This window comes from Streptomyces sp. NBC_00620, assembly GCF_026341825.1.
GTDB lineage: Bacteria > Actinomycetota > Actinomycetes > Streptomycetales > Streptomycetaceae > Streptomyces.
This window is the reverse complement of record NZ_JAPENY010000002.1, coordinates 1,646,672-1,665,747: the sequence shown is the minus strand read 5'-3', so window position 1 is coordinate 1,665,747 and position 19,076 is coordinate 1,646,672. Positions and strand designations below refer to the sequence as shown.

15 protein-coding genes are annotated in these 19,076 nt (G+C 65.4%); 8 read left to right on the top strand and 7 right to left on the bottom strand.

Features of this window, described 5'->3' with window-relative positions; all coding sequences use genetic code 11:
• Positions 1 to 9: 9 nt before the first annotated feature.
• The 5 genes from OG246_RS26755 to OG246_RS26735 form a co-directional block, all read right to left on the bottom strand.
• Positions 10 to 1,227 (bottom strand): MAB_1171c family putative transporter, encoded by a 1,218-nt coding sequence (locus OG246_RS26755; protein WP_266468828.1) that lies wholly within the window; start codon positions 1,225 to 1,227, stop codon positions 10 to 12.
• A 6-nt stretch (positions 1,228 to 1,233) separates the two neighbouring features.
• Positions 1,234 to 1,842: a toxin-antitoxin system, toxin component family protein gene (locus OG246_RS26750; protein ID WP_266468824.1), complete on the bottom strand. Its 609-nt coding sequence runs from the start codon at positions 1,840 to 1,842 to the stop codon at positions 1,234 to 1,236.
• 377 nt (positions 1,843 to 2,219) lie between these two features.
• Positions 2,220 to 2,510 (bottom strand): hypothetical protein, encoded by a 291-nt coding sequence (locus OG246_RS26745; protein ID WP_266468821.1) that lies wholly within the window; start codon positions 2,508 to 2,510, stop codon positions 2,220 to 2,222.
• Positions 2,511 to 3,167: 657 nt separating this feature from the next.
• On the bottom strand, positions 3,168 to 5,174 hold the full coding sequence (locus OG246_RS26740; protein ID WP_266468818.1) for a pentapeptide repeat-containing protein: 2,007 nt from the start codon (positions 5,172 to 5,174) through the stop codon (positions 3,168 to 3,170).
• A 75-nt stretch (positions 5,175 to 5,249) separates the two neighbouring features.
• Positions 5,250 to 6,212, bottom strand: a complete 963-nt coding sequence (locus tag OG246_RS26735) for a hypothetical protein (RefSeq protein WP_266468815.1) — start codon at positions 6,210 to 6,212, stop codon at positions 5,250 to 5,252.
• A gap of 561 nt (positions 6,213 to 6,773) precedes the next feature.
• Here OG246_RS26735 and OG246_RS26730 point away from each other — a divergent pair.
• The gene (locus OG246_RS26730) at positions 6,774 to 7,769 is read left to right on the top strand and encodes a hypothetical protein (RefSeq protein ID WP_266468812.1); all 996 of its coding nucleotides are present in this window, start codon (positions 6,774 to 6,776) and stop codon (positions 7,767 to 7,769) included.
• 129 nt (positions 7,770 to 7,898) lie between these two features.
• Here the strand turns inward: OG246_RS26730 and OG246_RS26725 are convergent, their stop codons facing one another.
• Together OG246_RS26725 and OG246_RS26720 are read right to left on the bottom strand one after the other, a co-directional pair.
• Positions 7,899 to 8,780 carry a phosphotransferase family protein gene (locus OG246_RS26725; protein WP_266468809.1) on the bottom strand — a complete coding sequence of 294 codons (882 nt, stop codon included), beginning with the start codon at positions 8,778 to 8,780 and terminating at the stop codon, positions 7,899 to 7,901.
• Positions 8,777 to 10,174 carry a helix-turn-helix transcriptional regulator gene (locus tag OG246_RS26720; protein ID WP_266468805.1) on the bottom strand — a complete coding sequence of 466 codons (1,398 nt, stop codon included), beginning with the start codon at positions 10,172 to 10,174 and terminating at the stop codon, positions 8,777 to 8,779. The genes OG246_RS26725 and OG246_RS26720 overlap by 4 nt, the downstream gene beginning before the upstream one ends.
• A 213-nt stretch (positions 10,175 to 10,387) precedes the next feature.
• Here OG246_RS26720 and OG246_RS26715 point away from each other — a divergent pair, with 213 nt between their 5' ends.
• The 7 genes from OG246_RS26715 (at position 10,388) to OG246_RS26685 (ending at position 19,038) form a co-directional block, all read left to right on the top strand.
• Positions 10,388 to 10,810 (top strand): ATP-binding protein, encoded by a 423-nt coding sequence (locus OG246_RS26715; protein ID WP_266468802.1) that lies wholly within the window; start codon positions 10,388 to 10,390, stop codon positions 10,808 to 10,810.
• A 255-nt stretch (positions 10,811 to 11,065) separates the two neighbouring features.
• A complete protein-coding gene (locus OG246_RS26710; RefSeq protein ID WP_266468798.1) occupies positions 11,066 to 12,058 on the top strand; it encodes a hypothetical protein in 993 nt (330 codons plus the stop codon).
• An 84-nt stretch (positions 12,059 to 12,142) separates the two neighbouring features.
• The gene (locus OG246_RS26705; RefSeq protein WP_266468795.1) at positions 12,143 to 13,651 is read left to right on the top strand and encodes an amino acid permease; all 1,509 of its coding nucleotides are present in this window, start codon (positions 12,143 to 12,145) and stop codon (positions 13,649 to 13,651) included.
• A 17-nt stretch (positions 13,652 to 13,668) separates the two neighbouring features.
• Positions 13,669 to 15,009 (top strand): glutamine synthetase family protein, encoded by a 1,341-nt coding sequence (locus OG246_RS26700; RefSeq protein ID WP_266468790.1) that lies wholly within the window; start codon positions 13,669 to 13,671, stop codon positions 15,007 to 15,009.
• A 501-nt stretch (positions 15,010 to 15,510) separates the two neighbouring features.
• A complete protein-coding gene (locus OG246_RS26695; protein WP_266468786.1) occupies positions 15,511 to 16,686 on the top strand; it encodes a radical SAM protein in 1,176 nt (391 codons plus the stop codon).
• A gap of 28 nt (positions 16,687 to 16,714) precedes the next feature.
• Positions 16,715 to 17,899 carry a radical SAM protein gene (locus OG246_RS26690; protein ID WP_266468783.1) on the top strand — a complete coding sequence of 395 codons (1,185 nt, stop codon included), beginning with the start codon at positions 16,715 to 16,717 and terminating at the stop codon, positions 17,897 to 17,899.
• Positions 17,887 to 19,038, top strand: a complete 1,152-nt coding sequence (locus OG246_RS26685; RefSeq protein WP_266468775.1) for a UDP-galactopyranose mutase — start codon at positions 17,887 to 17,889, stop codon at positions 19,036 to 19,038. The genes OG246_RS26690 and OG246_RS26685 overlap by 13 nt, the downstream gene beginning before the upstream one ends.
• Positions 19,039 to 19,076 lie beyond the last annotated feature (38 nt).

Sequence of the window (19,076 nt, the reverse complement as noted above, 5' to 3'; positions counted from 1 at the left end):
GGCTGGCATTCATGCGGGAGGCACGCTCTCTGCTGTGGCGGCCGCGAGCGCGCGGACCGCCTTGATGTCGTGGGTGTTGGGGAGGGCCCGGGACACGGCTTCGATCTCCTCCAACAGGTCCACGATGTCCGGGCTGTTGAAAGGGGTTGTGGCGTCGCCCTTCCGGGGGCGTCGCTTGGTCTCGATGGCGTCCTGGATCGTCACGACGTGGGCGAGCGACTTCGCCCGGCCGGCCTCGTGTCCCAGACGGAGTGCCGCGTCGTAGGCCCGTCGGCCCAGGTCCTCGTCGACATACCGGCTTAGGCGGAGCAGCGCGTCCCGGATGAACGTCTCGCGGCGCATCAGGCGCAGTTCGGGGGTGGCCCGCAGTGTGAAGGGGACTCGGTCGTCGCTGTCGGCTCGCGTCAGCAGATACAGGGGTCGGAGGTGCCAGTGGCTGAGCCGAATGAGGGCACGGCGGTGCAGGTACTGGCCGATGTGGGGCAGAACGAAGCCCACCGCGATCAGGACGGCGGCGACACTGGCGACAGGCGGCGCGAGATCGGTGCTCAACCGGTCCAGGTCGTGGCCGCTCCACCGGGCGACGACCGCCGAGAGTTTCGCGCCGTCGAAGATCAGGTTCATCGCATTGCCGATACCCAGGCACGTCAGGCCGCCTCGCAGCCATGCGTCGAGACCATCGGTGCGGACCCAGTTCCAGATCAGCTTGGCGGTGATCAGGCATGCCATGGAATGCGCGAGCAGATAGAGCAGGATCAGCTCGCGCATGAAGTGTGTGGTGGCGTAGTAAGTGTCGAAGTCCCGGAGCCGCTCCTCGTGGACGCCGGCGAGCGCGAACAGCACCCACAGGGCGGTGATCACACCCGAGTAGGCGACGACAACCCACCGCATGACACGGCGGGTTATCTCACTCCGATCGGAGATGCCGTTTCTCCATGAGGCGATCAACAGCAGGCAGGATCCGCCAAACGCGGTGAGGATGCTGTAGACCAGGGGAGCGGAGATGTTCGGCACGCCGGTGACCCGGTTGGTCCAGGCAATGGTCGGTGGCGCCGCGAATACGAAGATGGCGCAGGCGAGGACGAGCAGACCACCGACAGCTCTGAGCAGCGGATCCTTCCAGAGCCTGACGATGCTGGGCAGTTTGATCACAAGAGCGGCGGTCAGGACCCCCGCAGGTATCCAAAAGGCGATGTAAGGGTCGTCGAGAAAACGGGAAGGGCTCATCACCGATCAGTCCTCCCGTCCGCGATAGCCCAGCGACGCCTGGATGTCCCGCCCAACCGGGCCGACGGGACCCGATCGCGTACCAAGGCCGGTCACCCACGAGCGGAAGACACTCGCCAGACGCAGCCCGAAATCCTCGGCCTCGGCCTCGTCTGCCGCATGGGACCCGTTTCGGGCGGCGACGGTCAGGGCGATCTCCTGCCAGCCGGTGCCGTCCGACAGGGTGCGTGCCGCGGCGGCCGCCCCGTCGACGTGATGATTGTGGTGTCCCTGCCTCATGTGCCACAACTCATGGCCGAGAATCACGAGTTGCTGGACCGTCTCGGCCCGCTCCTCAATGACGATGAGGTCGAAGTCGTGGAACTCCAGCCACAAGCCGGTGACCTCGAACTCGTCGGGGAACCGCTCGAACCGGAGCCGCACGGGACGGCCGCCGCGGCGACCGCCCATCTCCTCGCACAGTGCCGCCGCCAACTCCCGTACGTCGACCGGGGTTCTCTCGATCCTCGTGCGCAGCGCGCGGCTCAGCTCCAGCGCCAGACCCCGCATCTCGGAGGGGGCCTCGCCCGGCCGCAGAGCCGCCACGACCCTGCTCACACCGCGTGCAAGCCTCATCGCTCCCCCTCATCGCTGTTCAGCTAGCCGTTGAGCATAACCATGCGGGCGTCCTGCTTGCGGGGGGTTACCCCCTTGCCGCACATCGCCAGCGTGATGGCTCCGTGCCTGGTCATGAACTTGAGTGTGACGTCTCGCGACAATGCGTTGGGCATTCTCAGAAGGTGCCACGGCCGACTCTCGCGTCGCGTCAACGAAACAAGCCTGTGACCAGTGAGGACATCTGACGTCCAGGTGAGAGCCGGGCTGAACATCGAAGTCAGACGTCGCAGCGCTGGAGCCACCAGCTCCACGGAATAGGTGACGGACAGCGGAGACGTCGATGAGGCCGCCCTCGAGGTCGAAGACAACCGCGTCGCGCAGGGCGCCGGCCGTGGTCACTCGGCCTCCTCGTTGTACGCATCGATGATCTGGCGGGCCTTAGAGGCGCACGGCGCGCACGAACGGCGGTGCTCGCAGCCGCAAATCGCCGCAGCGAGGGCGTCGACGGCCCCCGTCGAGGCGATCCGCAGCAGCGTCTCGCCCTTCTTTCGGTGTCGGTCGCATGCGCGGCTCTTGCCGTGGCGGAGGCCGCACGCGATCAAAGCGATGGTGGCCTCGAGCTCAGTGAGCTGCGCCTGATCGTCATCCGCTTCCGCGTCCGGAACGGGAACGAGAGTGGTGCTCATCTCTGTTGTCCTTCGGTGCTCGTGTTCGCGTCGGGCCTCCAGGAGATGAAGTGCCGCGGCACGTCGAAGAGTTCGCAAATCATCTGGGTGAAGGCCTCCCGGTCTGAATCCGGAAGGCTCGGTGCCCGGTAGGGCTCCGGGCGCAAGGTCATGCGCAGCAGCCCTTGGGGGCGCGGGACTTGTGGTGCGCGATGGTCTGGAGGTCTCTCCCGACCTGTTCGTACGCGGTCACTTCCTGGCAGGTAGCGGCGGTCTTCTCAACAGCGCTCGAACTGCTCGTGTCCGCGGAAGGGGCTGCCCGCCCGGTCCATAGACCGTGAGCGTGAGACCGGAGGTGATGCTCATGGAGGGGCATCTCCTTGCGCCGTACCGGGGGTGAGGGCACCCAGCCCTCACGCTTCTTACGGCGAATCGCCATTCCTGTTACAGTCTCGGCGTCTTCGCTGGTCAGAAGCTCGGAAAGTCTGACTCGTAATGGGTCGCCGGATCATGACGATGTTCCTTCTTTCGGGCCTTTCCGGCGGTTGCTCTCCGCCGGTGTCTGGCAGCACGAAAGATTTCAGTGAGCGGATCTGTGACCTTGGCACTGAAATCTTTCGTGCGATGGCTCATGGCGGTTCGGGTGCACCGGTTGCTTGAGTGCCTGGGTGCACGAGGTCAGCGTTTGACTCGATTGCGGACGGCTAGGATCGCGAGGGCCAGGAGGACAGGCTCGGTCAGGCGGGAAGCCATCTCGGTGTAGGTGCCGGCGGTGGTCAGGTCCTGGTCGGCGGAGCGGAAGACCACTGAGTTGAGGGTGACGTTCAGCGCCTTCTCGAAGCGCTCGCCGGTGAACCGGTTGCCGGTGGGGTTCTCCGGATCGTCATTGTCGATCTCGAAGGTCACCTTGCCTCCGCCGACCGGCACGGTGCCGGTCGCTGTCTGCTTCGGAGTGTCGCTGGGAAGGCCGACGGCCATCAGAAGCACGATGGTGAGAAGCATGGCGGCACCGAGCCAGGCCAGGGCTCGGGAGGCGCGCAGACCGTAGCCGCACAACGCCCAGTACGCGGTCAGCAGGCCCCGTTCGCTGCGGGGGATGTCGCTAGCGTGGCGGCGCATCTCCATCTCCCCGTAGTAGAAGTCCGCGGCCCCGGGCTCGTGTTTTCCGTCCTCGAACGCTTTGCGCAGCGCCCGATACACCGGCGCCAGTTGCAGCGGCCCGGCCTGTCCGGCGCCTAGTGCCGCTACGTTCCAGCCCCGGACTGCCCCCGGCTGGCTGGCACGCCAGTGGTGTTCTTCGGCGAGGGCCCTGCGCTCGGTGAACCGTACGGGCGGCCAACGTCGCCAGTGCACGGCGGGCGGGACCGTGTCGAACGTGCAGGCGCCCTCCAGACGCAATTGGTCCAGGTGCACTGTGCCAGCGAAGAGGCATCTTGCGAGATCGACGTCGGCGAGGACCAGATGGGCAGCATCCACTCCGCGCAGCGACGCCAGTCTCACCCCAGGGGTGGGTGCACTCGCAAATGGACCCTCGGCCAGCTGCCGGCCGTCGGCGAGAACGAACGGATCCGGCTCCGCAGCTATCGTGAGGGGGTACTCGAAGACCGCATGAGCGAAATCCACCGTGGCGTAGCGCAGGCGTATCTCAGCAGTCGATGACCAGCGGGTCCGCCAGCATTCCAGGCGCCGTGTGGCAAACGAGAGTGTCACCGGGCCGCCGAAGGTCGCCCCGGACAATGTGACCTGCCCGGCACACACCATCGGCCCAAGGATTGACGCTCTCTCGAAGGCCGCTGACCTGAACTCGACGTCGCCCTTGAAGGTCGCCAGCCCAAAGTCGACGCCGCTCTTGAAGGTCGCCGACCCGAATCCGGCGATGCCCTTGAATATCGTCGCCTGAAAGTCGACAGGGCTCTCGAACGTCGCCGACATGAATCCGGCGGTGCCCTCGAAGTTCGCCGACCGGATGTCGGCGGTGTCATTAAAGCTGGCCGACACGAACCAGGCATCGCCCTTGAATGTCGTCGCGTGAAAGTCGACGCCGCTCTCGAAGGTCGCCGACTCGAATCTGGCGGTGCCCTCGAAGCTCGCCAGCCCAAAGATGGGGTCACCCTCGAAGTGCGCCAACTCAAATCTGGCGGTGCCCTTAAAGCACGCCATCAGGAACCCGGCGATGCCCTTGAAATTCGCCGATCCAAAACCGGCGTTGCCCTCGAAGGTCGCCGTCACGAACAGAGCGTCACCCTCGAAGCGCGCCGATTCGAACCCGGCGCCACCCTTGAAGGTTGCCAACCCGAAGCTGGCGTCACCCTTGAAGGTTGCCGACGCGAAGTTGGCGTCATCCTCGAAGGTCGCCGAATGGAACAAGGCGATGCCCTCGAAGGTCGCCCACCCAAAGTCGGCAACGCCGAGGTGTGTCCCTCCGGTTGCGGGGTCATGAAGGGCGTACAGGAAGTCAGCGAGGACCCGCTGGGTGAAGGGGGTGCCACGGTGATCAACGTTGGCGCCGGGGGTTAGACCGGCGAGGTAGGCGTCGCGGTCGGCAGTAGCCAGGTGGGCGAGGCAAGCGGTGTGGCCGGATACGTGGATACCGGGGCAGCCGTCGGGATCGCTGTTGGGGTCTGCGCCGTGCCCGCAGCGCTGCCATGAAGGAGAAGGGGCTCGGTTGCGGCTCGGCTGAGGCATACACGAAGGACGATTGCGTGCGGCCAACGGTTGCACGCCCGTGGCCGCAGCACTGAAATCACCGTTGCGAAGACCTCATTGACTTCCGGTTTCACTTGCCTCGTCGAGTCCGGCATCGGCTGATTGTGCGAGCGTGACCGCTGCCCACGCGATACGCGTTCCTGACGCTGGAGGCGCCAGGTTCCATTCGTGCGCGTGCACGAGGGGGACGCGTCCCAGATTTGTTAGTTCCGATATCAACTTTATGCGATTCTCTTCCGAAAAAAAATCGTCCGGCACGCTGATCGACGCATCGCCGAGAAAGTCGGCGGCCCCGATGATGGTCCCTATATGCTGCCGCCATAGTTGATCGTAGGCGAACTCCGCGAGGTGTTCACGGAACTCGTCCTTGTCGGTGACAAGGGCACCGCCTGGCACACCCCACCCTCTCCGTAGTACTTCTCCGGCGGAAAAGTGCAGCGCGCGACTGGTCGCAGAATGCAAATATTCGTACTCTTCTAGGAGAGATGTTTGTTCCGCCACCCATTTCGCAGAGGGGAGTATCCCTTGCCACCCCCACCGGCCGCGAAGTTGGCGCAGTTCATTCTTGACGTCGTCCAACGTCGCAGCGTGAGCATCAACAAATCCCGGCGGGAACCACAGGTGCAACGTCATATCGAGATCGCCGATGTAGTCCCGCTGCGCGATCAGTGCCCGCCGAGCGTCCCAGCGGCCCATTACCAGCAGCAGGCCATTCGCCTCGCTGTGCGTCATGGAAGCGAGGAATGTAACCCACATTCGTTCCTCAAGGAAGGCTCGCACGAAGGCCACCGCTAGATGGCCCTGCCTGGCGTCACCGAGCGCAATCGCCCCCTCGATGGCGTCTCGCTGTCTTCGCATGCAGTTATTGATCGTTAGCGCCCGTACGTCCAGGTCTGATTCATCCCAGATGAGCGAGCCCACCCGGATTTCTCTACGCATTCGCGCAGAGAAACTTTTCAGCGCCTGAAATCTCGGGCTCAAGGTGTCGTTCAGTACGGGGGAAATCTCGTCGTCCACAACTTTGCCCCTACCCATCGCGCACGCCCTAGCCGGATTACTTCGCATAACCCTACTCGGGTGACGCAGCGGAAACATTTAAACGCTGACACGCCAGCGAGCCCCGCGGAGCGCCAGTCTGCGCCCTCACCAAGATCGACTGAGACGACGGCCAACATTCACGCCTGCGGACCGAGATCAACTGAGAAGCCCGACATCCTGACGTCTCAACTCATCGGGTCGCCACAGGTCAGCCTCCTGGCTACGGACCAGATCATTTGCGACAGGACAGCTCTCCGCGAAGAAGCGAACGCCTCGAACCTCGGGGCCTGTTACGCCACGCGAGGGGCCACGACAGCGACCGAAGCGACCAACCCGCGGCCCAACCACCGCGCACCTCGGCCGAAGAGTCCCGAGAAGGTGTGGGCCAGGAGGGCGAGGGCGTACGCAACGAGCTTCAACGGTCCGGACGGCTCCGCACAGAGGGCTCCTACTTCCGGATCAGGGCGGTTTCTCTCCGCTCTCAGGGAAGACTGTAAGCGATACCGCGGCACGTCAGGAACCGCAACTCAGAGGGTACAGGTGGCTGACCGACAGAGTACTGAAAAGCCGGACGCCGAGCAGAAGAAGCTCGTGGTCCGCCGACGGCGGGACATGGACTTCACGCCCGTCCGCAACGGCATGGACTTCCTCCTCAGCGCCTTCGACCATCTGAGCCAGCGAGAAGGTGCGCCGGGCGCTCGAGACCTCAAGTACGCAGTGCTCCACCTACAGGCAGCCGTCGAGGTCCTACTCAAGGCCCGCCTCATCCGGGAGCACTGGAGCCTTGTGTTCAGTGATCCAGGAAAAGCTAAGAGAGTCGACTACGAGAAAGGCAGCTTCTCTAGCTGTACGGTCCTCGGGGCCGTCGACCGACTTAACAACATTGCCAATCTTCAAATCACCAAGGAACAAAGGCAGGCCATCACTAATCTGGCCGACACTCGAAACGCTTTGACGCATCTCGGTCATACGGCGAGCGTCTACGCCGTTGAAGCGCAGGCGGCATTGGTACTCGACTTCCTGCTGAACTTCATCCATAGAGAGCTGCGACCGGCCCTCTCCAAGGAAGGCCCGTTCGTTGAGACCACGATGGATCAGTTGCGCACTCGCTTGCTACATATCAAGGCGCTCGTCTCTCAACGATCTGCCCGTCTTGAGGAGGAACTTAAGTATCTGGTTGACCGCACCGTGGAATGTCCGGAGTGTGGCCAATGGGCGATCGTCCTCGGAGATGAGCCCCTGTCCTGCCGATTCTGCATGAAAGAGTGGGACACCCCCAACGAACTGGCCGTCTGGTACAAGGAGGTCAATTCAGGTGGCGAGATATTTCCCTGTGATTCTTGCAACCACTACGCCGTCGTTATGCGCGCCGAAGTTGCGAAGAACAGGAATGCCTCCACCCCTATCTGTTTCGGATGTGCGGCCGATTACTCCACGTGGCGGCGTTGTGAAATATGTAATGATTCTCTCGTGCATCCCGAACAATCCCCCCAAGTCTGTTCGGATTGCGAACCCGCGGCCGATGAAGCTTACTGACGAATCCCCAACGCCTGCCGTACTCGCCCCAGTCCCAGTGACCCCGCACCGTGTACGTGCGCCCGGCCAAAGCCGCCGAGAACGACCCGTTCAGCAAGTTTCCGGTGCACGACGTCGGAGGAATTGGGCCTACATGATGCCCTTCCACCCCCACGGGGGTGGCGCCGTGCGGCCGCGCAGGCAGTCAACACGGTATTGCGCTTCCGCCTGCCACTCCAGCCGTGTAGCGGCGTGCTGGGCGGCATAGCTGGTCATGCGCAACTGGCGGGCCCCAGCGAGCAATTCGTAGCCCTCCCACTGCGTTACATCCGTGCCGTACGCGGAGCAGAACTCGGCGTACTCGGCCTTGGACACGGCGCCGGTTGTGGTCATCTTTACCGCGGTGGAGACGAGATCCCACTCTGGGGGGCCAACCGAGACCCGCTCGAAGTCGATCAGGATCGGCCCGGCTGCCGTGCGCACTGTGTTCCCCACCCAAGCGTCACCGTGCACGACGCACTCAGGCAGCCCCTCGGGACGGTTCAGCCACTGCGCCTGCAGATCCGCGAGTTGCTGATGCAGCCACCCGCGATCGTCGTCAGATAGGGACGTTGCTGCGTCAATCCGGTCGGCGACCCGTACAAAAGGGTCCAGCCGGCCAAGCTGCAGATCAGGGATAGGCAGGGCGTGAAGCTGCTTGAGGAGCGTCACCACGTCCATGACTGATCCCGCTACGTGTTCCGGAAGTTCTTCCCAGAAGGTCACTGGACGATCGTCCGCGTCAACGGGCTGGTCGACGCATAGCGTTCGGACGGCAGGTACCTGGTTGTCGGCCAGCCACTCCGCCACGCGCACCTCACGGGCCGCAGCATCCCATTGCCCTGCCCGCGCGATTCGCACGATCACGCGGTTGGGAAGGCGCCAAATTTCGTTCTCGGCGACACGGATGGGTTCGGCACCAGCGGGGTCGAAGCCCGCGATGCGGCAAGCTTCCTCCAGCGCTTCAGGGGCAGGGGCGGCTGAGATCGTCATGCTTGCAGGGTTCCCCTGATTCGCTGGCGTAGTTCCACGGCCGCTTCCAGGCCGCGGTGCTGGGCGGAGAAGCGGCCGAGTTCCCTGAGATCGTCGGCAGCTCGACGCGAAGTGAGTAGGCCGACATCGTCGAGTGCCGCGTGGCCAATGGCTACGGCCTGCATGGGGTCACCCTTCGCCATGACGAGCGACGCCAACTTGATGCGGGATATTGCGCGTGAGCGCTTGAAGCTGTCTCCGTGGCCTGCAACCGCAGTCTCGAAGCGTCGTCCGGCCTGTCCCGGGTCCTGACGCATGTGGACGGCGATCTCGTAGAGGGCGTGGGCGGTGTCCCCGGCGTGCTGCGCCTCGTCGTAGTAGGCCATCCAGGGCGGATCCTCAGCCGGGTTGGAGTGAGCGAAGGCTTCATCGGCCTGGCCTACAGCGGCAATGGTGCCTGGCACATCGTGCATCTTTCCGAAGGCGCGGGCGCGGGCGCTGTGCAGCATGGCTCTCTCGGTGGCTGTGAGCCGCTCTGAGCGCACCAGGCCCGTGTCTGCGTAGGTCAGACCACTGTCGGGGTCGTTGATCCAAATCGCCTGGCGGGCGAGGAAGGAGTACGTCTTTGCGCGCAGGTGCCAGTCCCCGGCTTCGGTGGCGCATTCCGATGCGACCTTGAAGGCGACGCGGGCGTCGTCGTGAGCGTAGGCGTCGAAGTGCGAAGCGCCGACCACGATGCCGAGCCGCGCGATAGCGGAGAGGAACGCGATCTGCAGTTGGTCGGGGCACCTAACGGACAGTAGGCGTACAGCCCACTCCATGGTGCGGCTGGCCATCACGCTGACCAGGCCTCCCCCGCCATGTGTGTTGTCCGCGAGGTGAAGGACGTCGGCAGCGTGATGGAGCTGCTCTATCTCGCGTGGGGTGATCTTCTTCGGAAGTTCTGGCGGTGCCGCGGGAGCGACCAGGTTGGCAAGGTCTTTCGGAGCGATTGCGGCAAGGCTGCCGGCAGCGAGGAATTGACGTCGGTCCACAGACGCAGGACTCCCAGAGTGCGGGGAAGGGTCTCTGCCCAGGATGCGGCCATGGCGGACCTGAATGGTCCCCTCCACTGGGCTGGAGGCCGCGTTATCCGCATCGCCTCGCTTTTTATCCGCATCGCCGAAGACCATTCCCCAGGCCCTCACGAGCACTCCACCCGTCTCGAGGACGTCGTCTAGGCGCGCCGCGAGTTCGGAGTGACAGCGATACGCGCCCTTCTCGATTTTCGAGATGACGGACGGGCTGACCTGCACCATCGGCCCCAACTGGGCAGCACGAAGTCCCGGCTTCCTCTTTCTCCAGTACCGGAGTTCGGCACCGAACCACTCCTGGGGTGAGGCGTCGGGGGTGAGTTCCTTCTCTGGCTGCGGCATCAGGGTCCCTTGGGTCGCGATGCGGATTCCTCAGTTGTCCGCATCCGGATCTGCACGCGGGCCTCGCGTCCTGACTGAATGGTTGCTGAACGGTTCCACACCAGTACACACCGCTGCCGGGCCTCGGTAGAGAGGTTTCGCAGACCGAAGTGGATCTGAGAGATGACCATCCTTCTAGCACTGCCCGCCCCGCCAGTAACGGGTGTTTCCGCCATGACGCGTAGCAGCCCCGGACAGCTCGAGATGGACCTCGCTGTGACCGCGAAGACGGTCGGCCTTGTGAGAACCATCGTGCGTGCCCACGTCCGCCTGTGGGGCCTTGAGCCGCTGGTCGAGCGGACCGTGCTTGTGTTGTCCGAACTGCTCACGAACGTTGTGAAGCACGTCCCGCCCAGCGGGAAGAGTCAGACCCCGAGCGCGCGGCTCGTTCTCACTCGAGTCCCGGGGGATGGACTTTTCCTCTGTGTCCACGACTCGGATCCGACGCATCCGCAACTGACGCTTGCCTCCCCTGACGCCGAGGACGGGCGGGGCGTCAGCCTCATTGCGGCTTGCGCGGACGAGTACGGCGTCACCCCGGCTACCGGTGGAGGCAAAGACGTCTGGCTCACCCTGTTTCCCGGAGACCACTCATGACCCAGCCGGCAATGCGGCCTACCGCGCTTTCCTCTGCCCCAGCGGCTCGCCAGCAGCTCTGACGCGCCTCCCCCTGACTGGCCGCTGGGCCACAGTCATCGGCTCTCTGGCTCCCCCAAGAACCAGACAGGTCGGCTGTCGCCCAGCGGCCTCCGATTCCCCGTTTTGAGGACTCACCCCCCATGTCCCCCTTATGCACACCAGGCCTGGACCGCCTCCTGCCTGAAGATCCTCGCCTGATGCGGGGGTGTATCGATGCCCCGCAGTGACATGGACCTGATCGTTCACGCCGCGGGCCCGGACGAAGATCTGCGCCTAGCCCTCGAAGACCTGCGGATAGACCGGTACCTCGAAGCGAAACGGCTGCTACGTGCCACGTACGGCGACTGGGCGCTGCGTACGTCCCGCAGTCAGGTCCTGGCCGTCGGCTCCGCCAACAACAAGGCGATCGACCAGTGGTACGCCGAGGAACCCTCCGACCCGGACGCGCTGATGATGCGGGCCCGGGTGCTGACACAGCGTGTACTCAACGCCCACCGCAGTGGGCTGTCCGGCCAGAAAATCATCAGCGCGGTCGACTCTGCCCGCGCGGCGTGCAAGGCCGCAGCCGATCGGTGGCCCGCCGATCCCGTGCCGTACGTGTGCTACTTGGCGCTCGCACAGACCGATGTCGACGAGCGGTTCCCTCATCATCGAGTGCACTGGAGTCCTCCGCCCGAAAGGATGCTGCCTCCCGGACCGTGGAGGGTGCTGGACTGGGTGAATGAGCGGGACCCCGGCAACCGCGAGGCGTATCACCGAATGCTGGGCGTCTTTCATGCCCGTGGCCGGGGGGGAGGCCTCGACTTCGCCCAGTGGGTGACCACGTTCGCACCGGCAGAATCGCCGCTGAATCTGCTGCCGCTGTACGCCTACGTCGAGACTTACCGGCTGCAACTGGAGCACCAGCAAACCGCCAGCGTGATCGCGTACTGGAGCACTGCCGACAAGGCCCACTACGCCCGGAAGGGCCTGGAGGTCTGGTTCGCCCACGCTGACCCACTCTCATGCTCACTGCTGGACCTGCACTATCTGGCCTACGCACTGACCGCCACCGGCGTGGGACGCGCGGGCGAGGTGTTCGAGGCAATCGGCCCCTACATGACCACCGCGCCATGGGCGCTCGTCACCCCGAACCCCCAGTGGTGGCAGAGCGACTTCCGCTCGGCTCGCAGCAGAGCCCTCAGCATCACGGGCGGCCACCGATGAGCATCCGAGCACCACCGCCGCAGCACTGCCCGACAGCTGCATGGCCCTTCCCTTCATTCCCCTTTCGATCAGAGGATTTCTCCGTTGTCTCCGAGAAGAGCCCCTGTCCAGATCAACGATGAAGCTGCGCTGCGCGCGCAGGGCATTACCCCCGAACTGGCCCGGAGGATGGGCGGGTTCGGGAATTTCGCGATCTCGTTCAGCGTGATCTGCATCCTGGCCGGCGGCATGACGCTTTTCGGCTTCGGCCTGAACACCGGTGGCCCCGTCGTCATGATGTGGGGCTGGGTCGCCATCGGCTTCTTTACGCTGCTGCTGGGCCTGTGCCTGGCCGAGGTGACCTCCGCCTACCCCACCTCAGGCGCCTTGTTCTTCATGGCCGACCGTCTCGGCGGCCCTCGCTGGGCCTGGGTGACGGGCTGGCTCAACCTCCTCGGCCTCATCGGAGCCATCTGCGGAATCGACTACGGCGCCGCGCTGTTCGTCGGCGCGTTCGCCAACCTGCAATGGGGCCTGGTCCCCACGGTCTGGACGACCTTTGGGACCTTCGCGGTCATCCTGCTGCTGCACGGCCTGCTCAACTCGTTCGGGGTACGCCTGGTCAACGTCCTGAACAGCATCTCGGTGTGGTGGCAGGTCTTCGGTGTCCTGCTGATCGTCGGAATGCTGACTCTCGCCCCGGCCGAGCACCAGAGCGCCGAGTTCGTCTTCGGACACTTCAACAACGGCACCGGCTTCACCAACCCCCTATACGTGGCCGCCCTCGGCTGCCTTCTGGCGGCCTACACCTTCTGCGGATACGACGCCTCCTCCCACCTGAGCGAGGAGACCACCCAGGCGCAGACGGCAGCGCCCAAGGGCATCGTCCGCGCCATCGCCTGGTCCTGGGCTGCCGGGTTTGTGCTGCTGGCCGGCATGCTGTTCGCCATCCAGGACTATGACGGCACGCTGGGGACGAGCACGGGCGTGCCGCCCGCACAGATCTTCATCGACGTGCTGGGCACGGGCGTTGCCAAGGGACTGCTGCTCGTCGTGATCGGGGCGCAGTTCTTCTGCGGCAACGCAGAGACAGCCGCCGCCTCGCGCATGGCGTACGCGTTCTCGCGCGACAAGGCGCTGCCGTTCTCCTCGACGTGGCGGCGCGTCAGCCACCGAACCCGCACCCCGATACCTGCTGTGTGGCTGTGTGTGGGTGCCGCCCTGGTACTGGCCGTGCCGAGCCTGTACTCGCCAACTGCGTACGCCGCGGTCACCGCGATCAACGTAATCGGCATCACACCCGCCTACGCCATCCCGGTCTACCTTCGCCTTCGGGCCGGTGACCGCTTCCAGCCCGGCCCGTGGAGTCTGGGCCGCTGGAGCAAGCCGCTGGGCTGGATCTCCGTTGTCTATGTGACCGTCCTGACCGTCGTGTTCTGCCTGCCCCAGGCCTCGCCGATCACGGTCGAGTCCTTCAACTACGCGGGCGTCACGCTCATCGCGGTCCTTCTCCTCGCCTGGGTCATGTGGATCACCCAAGGCAAGCGCAACTACAAGATCCCTCCGCTCGGAAGCGAGGCCGAGAACCACGCACTCGCCGGGGGCGTGATCTGATGCCCGGCCAGAGCAGCATGAGCGCTGTAAAACTCGCTGAGCTTGTCCAAGGCGGTGAGATCCGCACCGTGATGGTCGCCGTCCCGGACTTGCTGGGACGGTTGAAGGGCAAGCGCATTGACGCGCTGCACTTCCTCTCCCAGCTGCCCGCCGGACCGGAGATGTGCGCCTACGTCTTGGCCACGGACGCCCACATGACGCCGCTGCCCGGCTTCGACCTGACCGGCTGGCACACCGGGTACGGCGACCTGCGACTCATCCCCGACATGACAGCCATCAGACGTCTCAGCTACCTGACGGGCACCGTTGTCGTCCATGCAGACGCCGCCCATGCCGACTGCCGTCCCGTCGACGTCGCGCCGCGCTGGATGCTGCGCAGTCAGCTCAAGACCCTCGAAGACCTCGGGATGGAGGTGCGGGTGGGCATCGAGAGCGAGTTCATGCTCTACGAGGGTAGCGGCGAGGAGAACCGCAGGAGGGGCTACCGGAGCCTGACACCGGTCTCACCCCACAATCTGGACTACGCGCTCGACCACCCGCCCGCCCTCGCCGAGTTCTTCCACGACCTCCAGGACACGCTGTACCTGGCCGACTCGCCGGTCGAGGCGGTCAAAACGGAAGGAGCGCCGGGCCAGATCGAGGTCTCGTGGCCCTACGGGGACCCGATACGGGCCTGCGACACGTACACCGTCCACCAGCACGCCGTGCGTCATCTCGCCGCGGTCCGTCGCCTGACCCCGACCTTCATGGCCGCCCCCGACACGGGCATCGGATCCGGTCTGCACCTCAATGTGTCCCTCTGGCGCGACGGTGACGCGGCTTTCACTATGGACGCGGGGGCCGAACTGCCGGACCTACTGCGCCAGTCCGTTGCAGGCTTGATGTCCGCACTGCCGCACCTGGCGCCGCTCTACGCTCCCACCCCCAACTCTTACCGGCGCTACGCCGCGCACTCCTTCGCGCCGACGAACTACACATGGGGGGTGGACAACCGCACCTGCGCTGTCCGCATTGCAGGTCACCACGAGAGCACGCGTCTGGAGATCCGGCTGCCGGGAGCCGATGCCAACGTGTATCTCGCCTTGGCGGCCGTGCTCGCGGGGATCGTCCACGGCATCACCCGGGAGCCGAAACTGCCGGCCCCAGTAACCGGCGACGCCTACGACATCCTGGACGCACCGCCCGTCCCGCGCGGCCTAGATGAGGCCCTGGCCAGCTTCCACGGCCACTCGATCCCCGAGAGCGCCTTCGGTACATCGGTGGTCCAGCACTACTCCCACGTCGCCGAGACCGAGATAGAGGAAGTACGGCACCAGGTCACCGACGTCGACCGGGAACGAGGGTTCGCGCATGCCTGACCGCCATGACCCACAAGGGAGTCGCCGGCCCTTCTGGAAAAGCGAATGGCTACAGGAGCAGGTCATGCTCGGTCCCACTCTCGGCCACGCTCTGCGCAACGGTGCTCTCCTGACCGTTCAGAGCAACGGCCCCGAGACCCTGATCCGGACCGACAGCGCGACCCTTCTCGGCCAGGTGGTAGCCATCACGCACCCCTGTACCGGGAGCGTTCCTCTGCCCACCCGGCCCAGTGCCCCCGCCCCAACGCCGGCACAAAGCCCAGCCACTCTCTAGATCAAGGACGACAACGGTGCGGCCCGACCACCCCGCGCTCCTCTTTCCTCACGCAGCGCCCCAGCCCCCTCGTTCCCCGGACCGGACGGCGGTCCGGGGAACGAGGGCCACTCCCAATCCCGGGCTCGCCGTCCATGGGGTCTCCGGCACGGGGCCGGGAGTCCACACCTCGACGCTGATTCCCTCGATCACGCGGTCGTACTCGAACCGACTGAAGGAGGCACCAGATGCGAAGTGAACTGCCCCTCCTCGTAACGGCCAAGAAGGTCGTCCATGAGGATGTCGCCGAACTGACGTCCGGCGCTCGGACTGCGGCCGAGGCGCTCGGCTACCGCTACGCGGAGATCGAGCGTAGCCATCGGTACCGGTTCTTGTTCGATCCGCTGCGGCTGTTGGAGCAGCGGGACACGATCCGGGCGTACGCGGCCGGGGAGGATCCGTTCCCGACGAGCGTTGAGATCGATCCGGCGAACAGTTGCAATCACCACTGCACGTTCTGTATTTACAGCAGCCTGCACTCCAAGGAGCGCAGCGAGCGGATGGCCCCCGAGCGGCTGTTGTCGTTGGTCGAGGAGTTGGCGCAGCTGGGGGTGACGTCGCTGCTGTTCGTCGGCGGGGGTGAGCCCATGACGCACCCTAAAACGGTCGACGCGGTTGAGCTGGCGGCCGGCCATGGGATGTCGGTGGGGCTGGTCACCAACGGCTCGCGGGTCTTTCCCGAGCTGGGCGCCCGGCTGAAGCAGGCGGCCACGTACGTACGGTTCAGCCTGGACGCGGCCGATCCCGCGCTGCACGCGCGGCTGCACGGCAACAGCGACCATCATCGGATCATCGCGAACCTGCGGGCGCTGGCGGAGGCCGACGGGCCGTGCACGGTGGGCACCGGGTTCTTCGTCAACGACGACAACGTGCACGACCTGGTCGCCTGCGGCGAGTTGGTCAAGGACTGCGGGGCCGACTACATCCAGTACAAGTCGTACTCCGGCGTCGCCGTCGGGCCTGAGCTGCACGAGCGGATGTTGGCCGAGTTGGGCCGGGCACTGGATCTGGACGACGAGCGGTTCGACGTTCAGATCGTGGACCGGATCTTCGACAACAACACCCACCAGGTCCGCGGATACAGGCGCTGCCACTGGCAGCAGTTCAAGCCCGCCATCGGGGCCGATGGCAACGTGTTCCTGTGCGCCCAGAAGCGCACCCGTACCGACGCCGGTGACGGGATCGCCGGGGTGATCGGCAACATCAACGACTCCACGTTCGCCGAGGTCTGGCGTGGCGAGCAGCGACGGCAGGTCCTGGAGCAACTGGTGCTGAAGTCCTGCCCGTTTTGCGTGCACCACCCGCAGAACCGAATGCTCGAATTCCTGACCGAGTTCGAGGCCCCGCACGGCACGTTCTTCTAACTGCGATCTCTGCCGCCGGAGGCATCTGATGGCTCGTCCCACCACAGAAACCGAACTGATCACCGCCACCGCACAGCCCCGCCCGTACTGGTCCGCGCACAAGGCCCTCTACGCCGCCACCGACACCTCGACCCTGCCGGTCCACGGGGAGATCGAGATCCGGCCCGCGCCGTGGACACTGGAGGTCTACGGCACGATGGACTGCAACGTCGCCTGCGATCACTGCAACGCCGACGAACGCAACCACGCGTACGGGCAGGCCAGCATGCCACTGGAGATGATGGAGCGTCTCCACGTCTCGATCGCGAATATGGGTGTGCGCGGCGTCCAGTACTGCGGGGGCGGCGAGCCACTGCTGTGGCGCGGCGGGCAAATCGCCGAATTCATCGCCGCTCTACCGCGCGAGACCACCCGGGCGGGCATGGCGTCGAACATGACGATGGGCAAGGGGCTGGCGCGCCCCGAGGTCCTGGACAAGATGGTCTTCGTCGAGGTCGCCGTCTTCGCGTACGACGACGCCTCCTATGAGGCCGTCGCGAAGGTCAAACACGGGCAGTGCCGGATGGAGAAGGCTGTCCGTGCGGTCCTCGCCGCGCGCCAGGCCGCGGGGCTGACGACACCGGCCGTCAACGCGAAGGTCATCATCAACAGCACGAACTACCGGTGGCTGCGGGAGATCTACACCTGGGCCGAGGGCGTGGGGTTCGACTCCATCCATCTGCGGCTGGCCGACGACTACGAGCGCCGCGGCGGCGGCTTCGTCCTCGACGAAGCCCAGCGCACCCAGTTCCGGGCCGATCTAGAGGCCTTCGCCGCCGCGCGGGACTTGACGGAGTGGGCGGACAAGATCGGGCTGATCCTCGGCGACGACAACAAGGGCGTCACCGGCACCCACTCCCACTGCTGGACGGTGGCCACCGGCGTCAACTGCTGGGTGCTGGCCAACGGAGAGGTCTACATCTGCGGCCCCCAGTGGGGCAGTAAGCAGTACCTCATCGGGGACCTCAACCACGGCAACCTGGAGGACATCTGGGGCAGCGAGCAGCATCAGCAGGTCGCCAGTCGGCTGATCGCGAACATGGGCCTGTCCCGCTGCTACGCGCTGGGATGCCGCCATATCAAGCAGTCCATAACCGTGGATCAGTGGATGGCAGGGGAGGCTGGGGTGCCCCCTCAGGAGGAGTTCGAGCAGCGGCACGCGTGGTTCCTGTGATCAGGGCCAGGACACACGATGTCGTGATCGTGGGCGGAGGCCTGTTCGGGCTGGTCCTGGCCGAGCAAATCGCCACCCGCTGCGCGGCGAGCGTGGTGGTCATCGAGCGCGAACACCACCTGGGCGGCCTGTGCTGGTCGAAGCGCGATGCGCACACGGGTGTGGAGTACAACCCGTACGGCACCCACGTGGTGGCCACCTCCGACCCGCGGGTCTGGGGGTGGATCACCAGCCGCGTACGGATGGTGGTCTACGAGCACACCGTGCACGCGGCCGTGGCTGGCCAGCTCGTACCGCTGCCGCTCGGCCTGGAGGCCATCGAAGCCGCCTACGGACGCAAGTTGTCCCCCGATCAGGCCCGTGCCACCGTCGAGGCGGACGCGGCGCCGTACCGCGACGGACCGGTGGACAGTGTGCGTGATCTGGCGCTGGCCCAGGTCGGGACGCGACTGTATGAGACGTTCGTACGCGGATATGTCAGCGCGCAATGGGGTACCGACCCCGCTCAGCTCTCGCCGGAGGTCTTCGCTGACCGGTTCGGCATCTCCTTCACCCCGAGCCGTGGCTACCACCCCGGCGCCCGCTGGCAGGGCCTGCCCTGCGGGAGTTACAGCGCGCTGATCGATCCGCTGGCCGACCATTCGCGCATCGAAGTCCATCTCGGCCGCGACTATCTGCGCCCGCCGCGCCCCCGATATCAGCGGCTCATGGTTGTCACCACCCCGATCGACGCTCATTTCGGCCACCAGCTCGGCCCGCTGCAGCGCCGCAGCCTCCATGTGGACTGGCGGCTCGTCGACGCCGAGCAAGCGCAACGGGCCTCCGTCGTCACCTACCCGGACGGCACCAGTCCCCACTACCGCTCACACGCCCCCGCCCTGCTGCCCTGGAACCACGGCCAGGAGAAGACCGGCTCCGTACTGGTCGGATTCGAATCTGCCGGCCCCGGCCCCCATCAGATCGACTTCGTGCTGCGCAGCCCGCCGAACACCGAACTTGCTGCCAAATATGGGCAGTTGGCGACTGCCCGGTCCGACGTGCTCCTCGCTGGCCGCGGCACCACCTTCTACGACGACATGAGCACCACCATCGGCCACGCCCTCGCCCTGGCCGACCGTCTCGTGCCCGACCTGACATAACCCGACCCTCGGCCCGACACAACAGCCAAAAGGGGTGC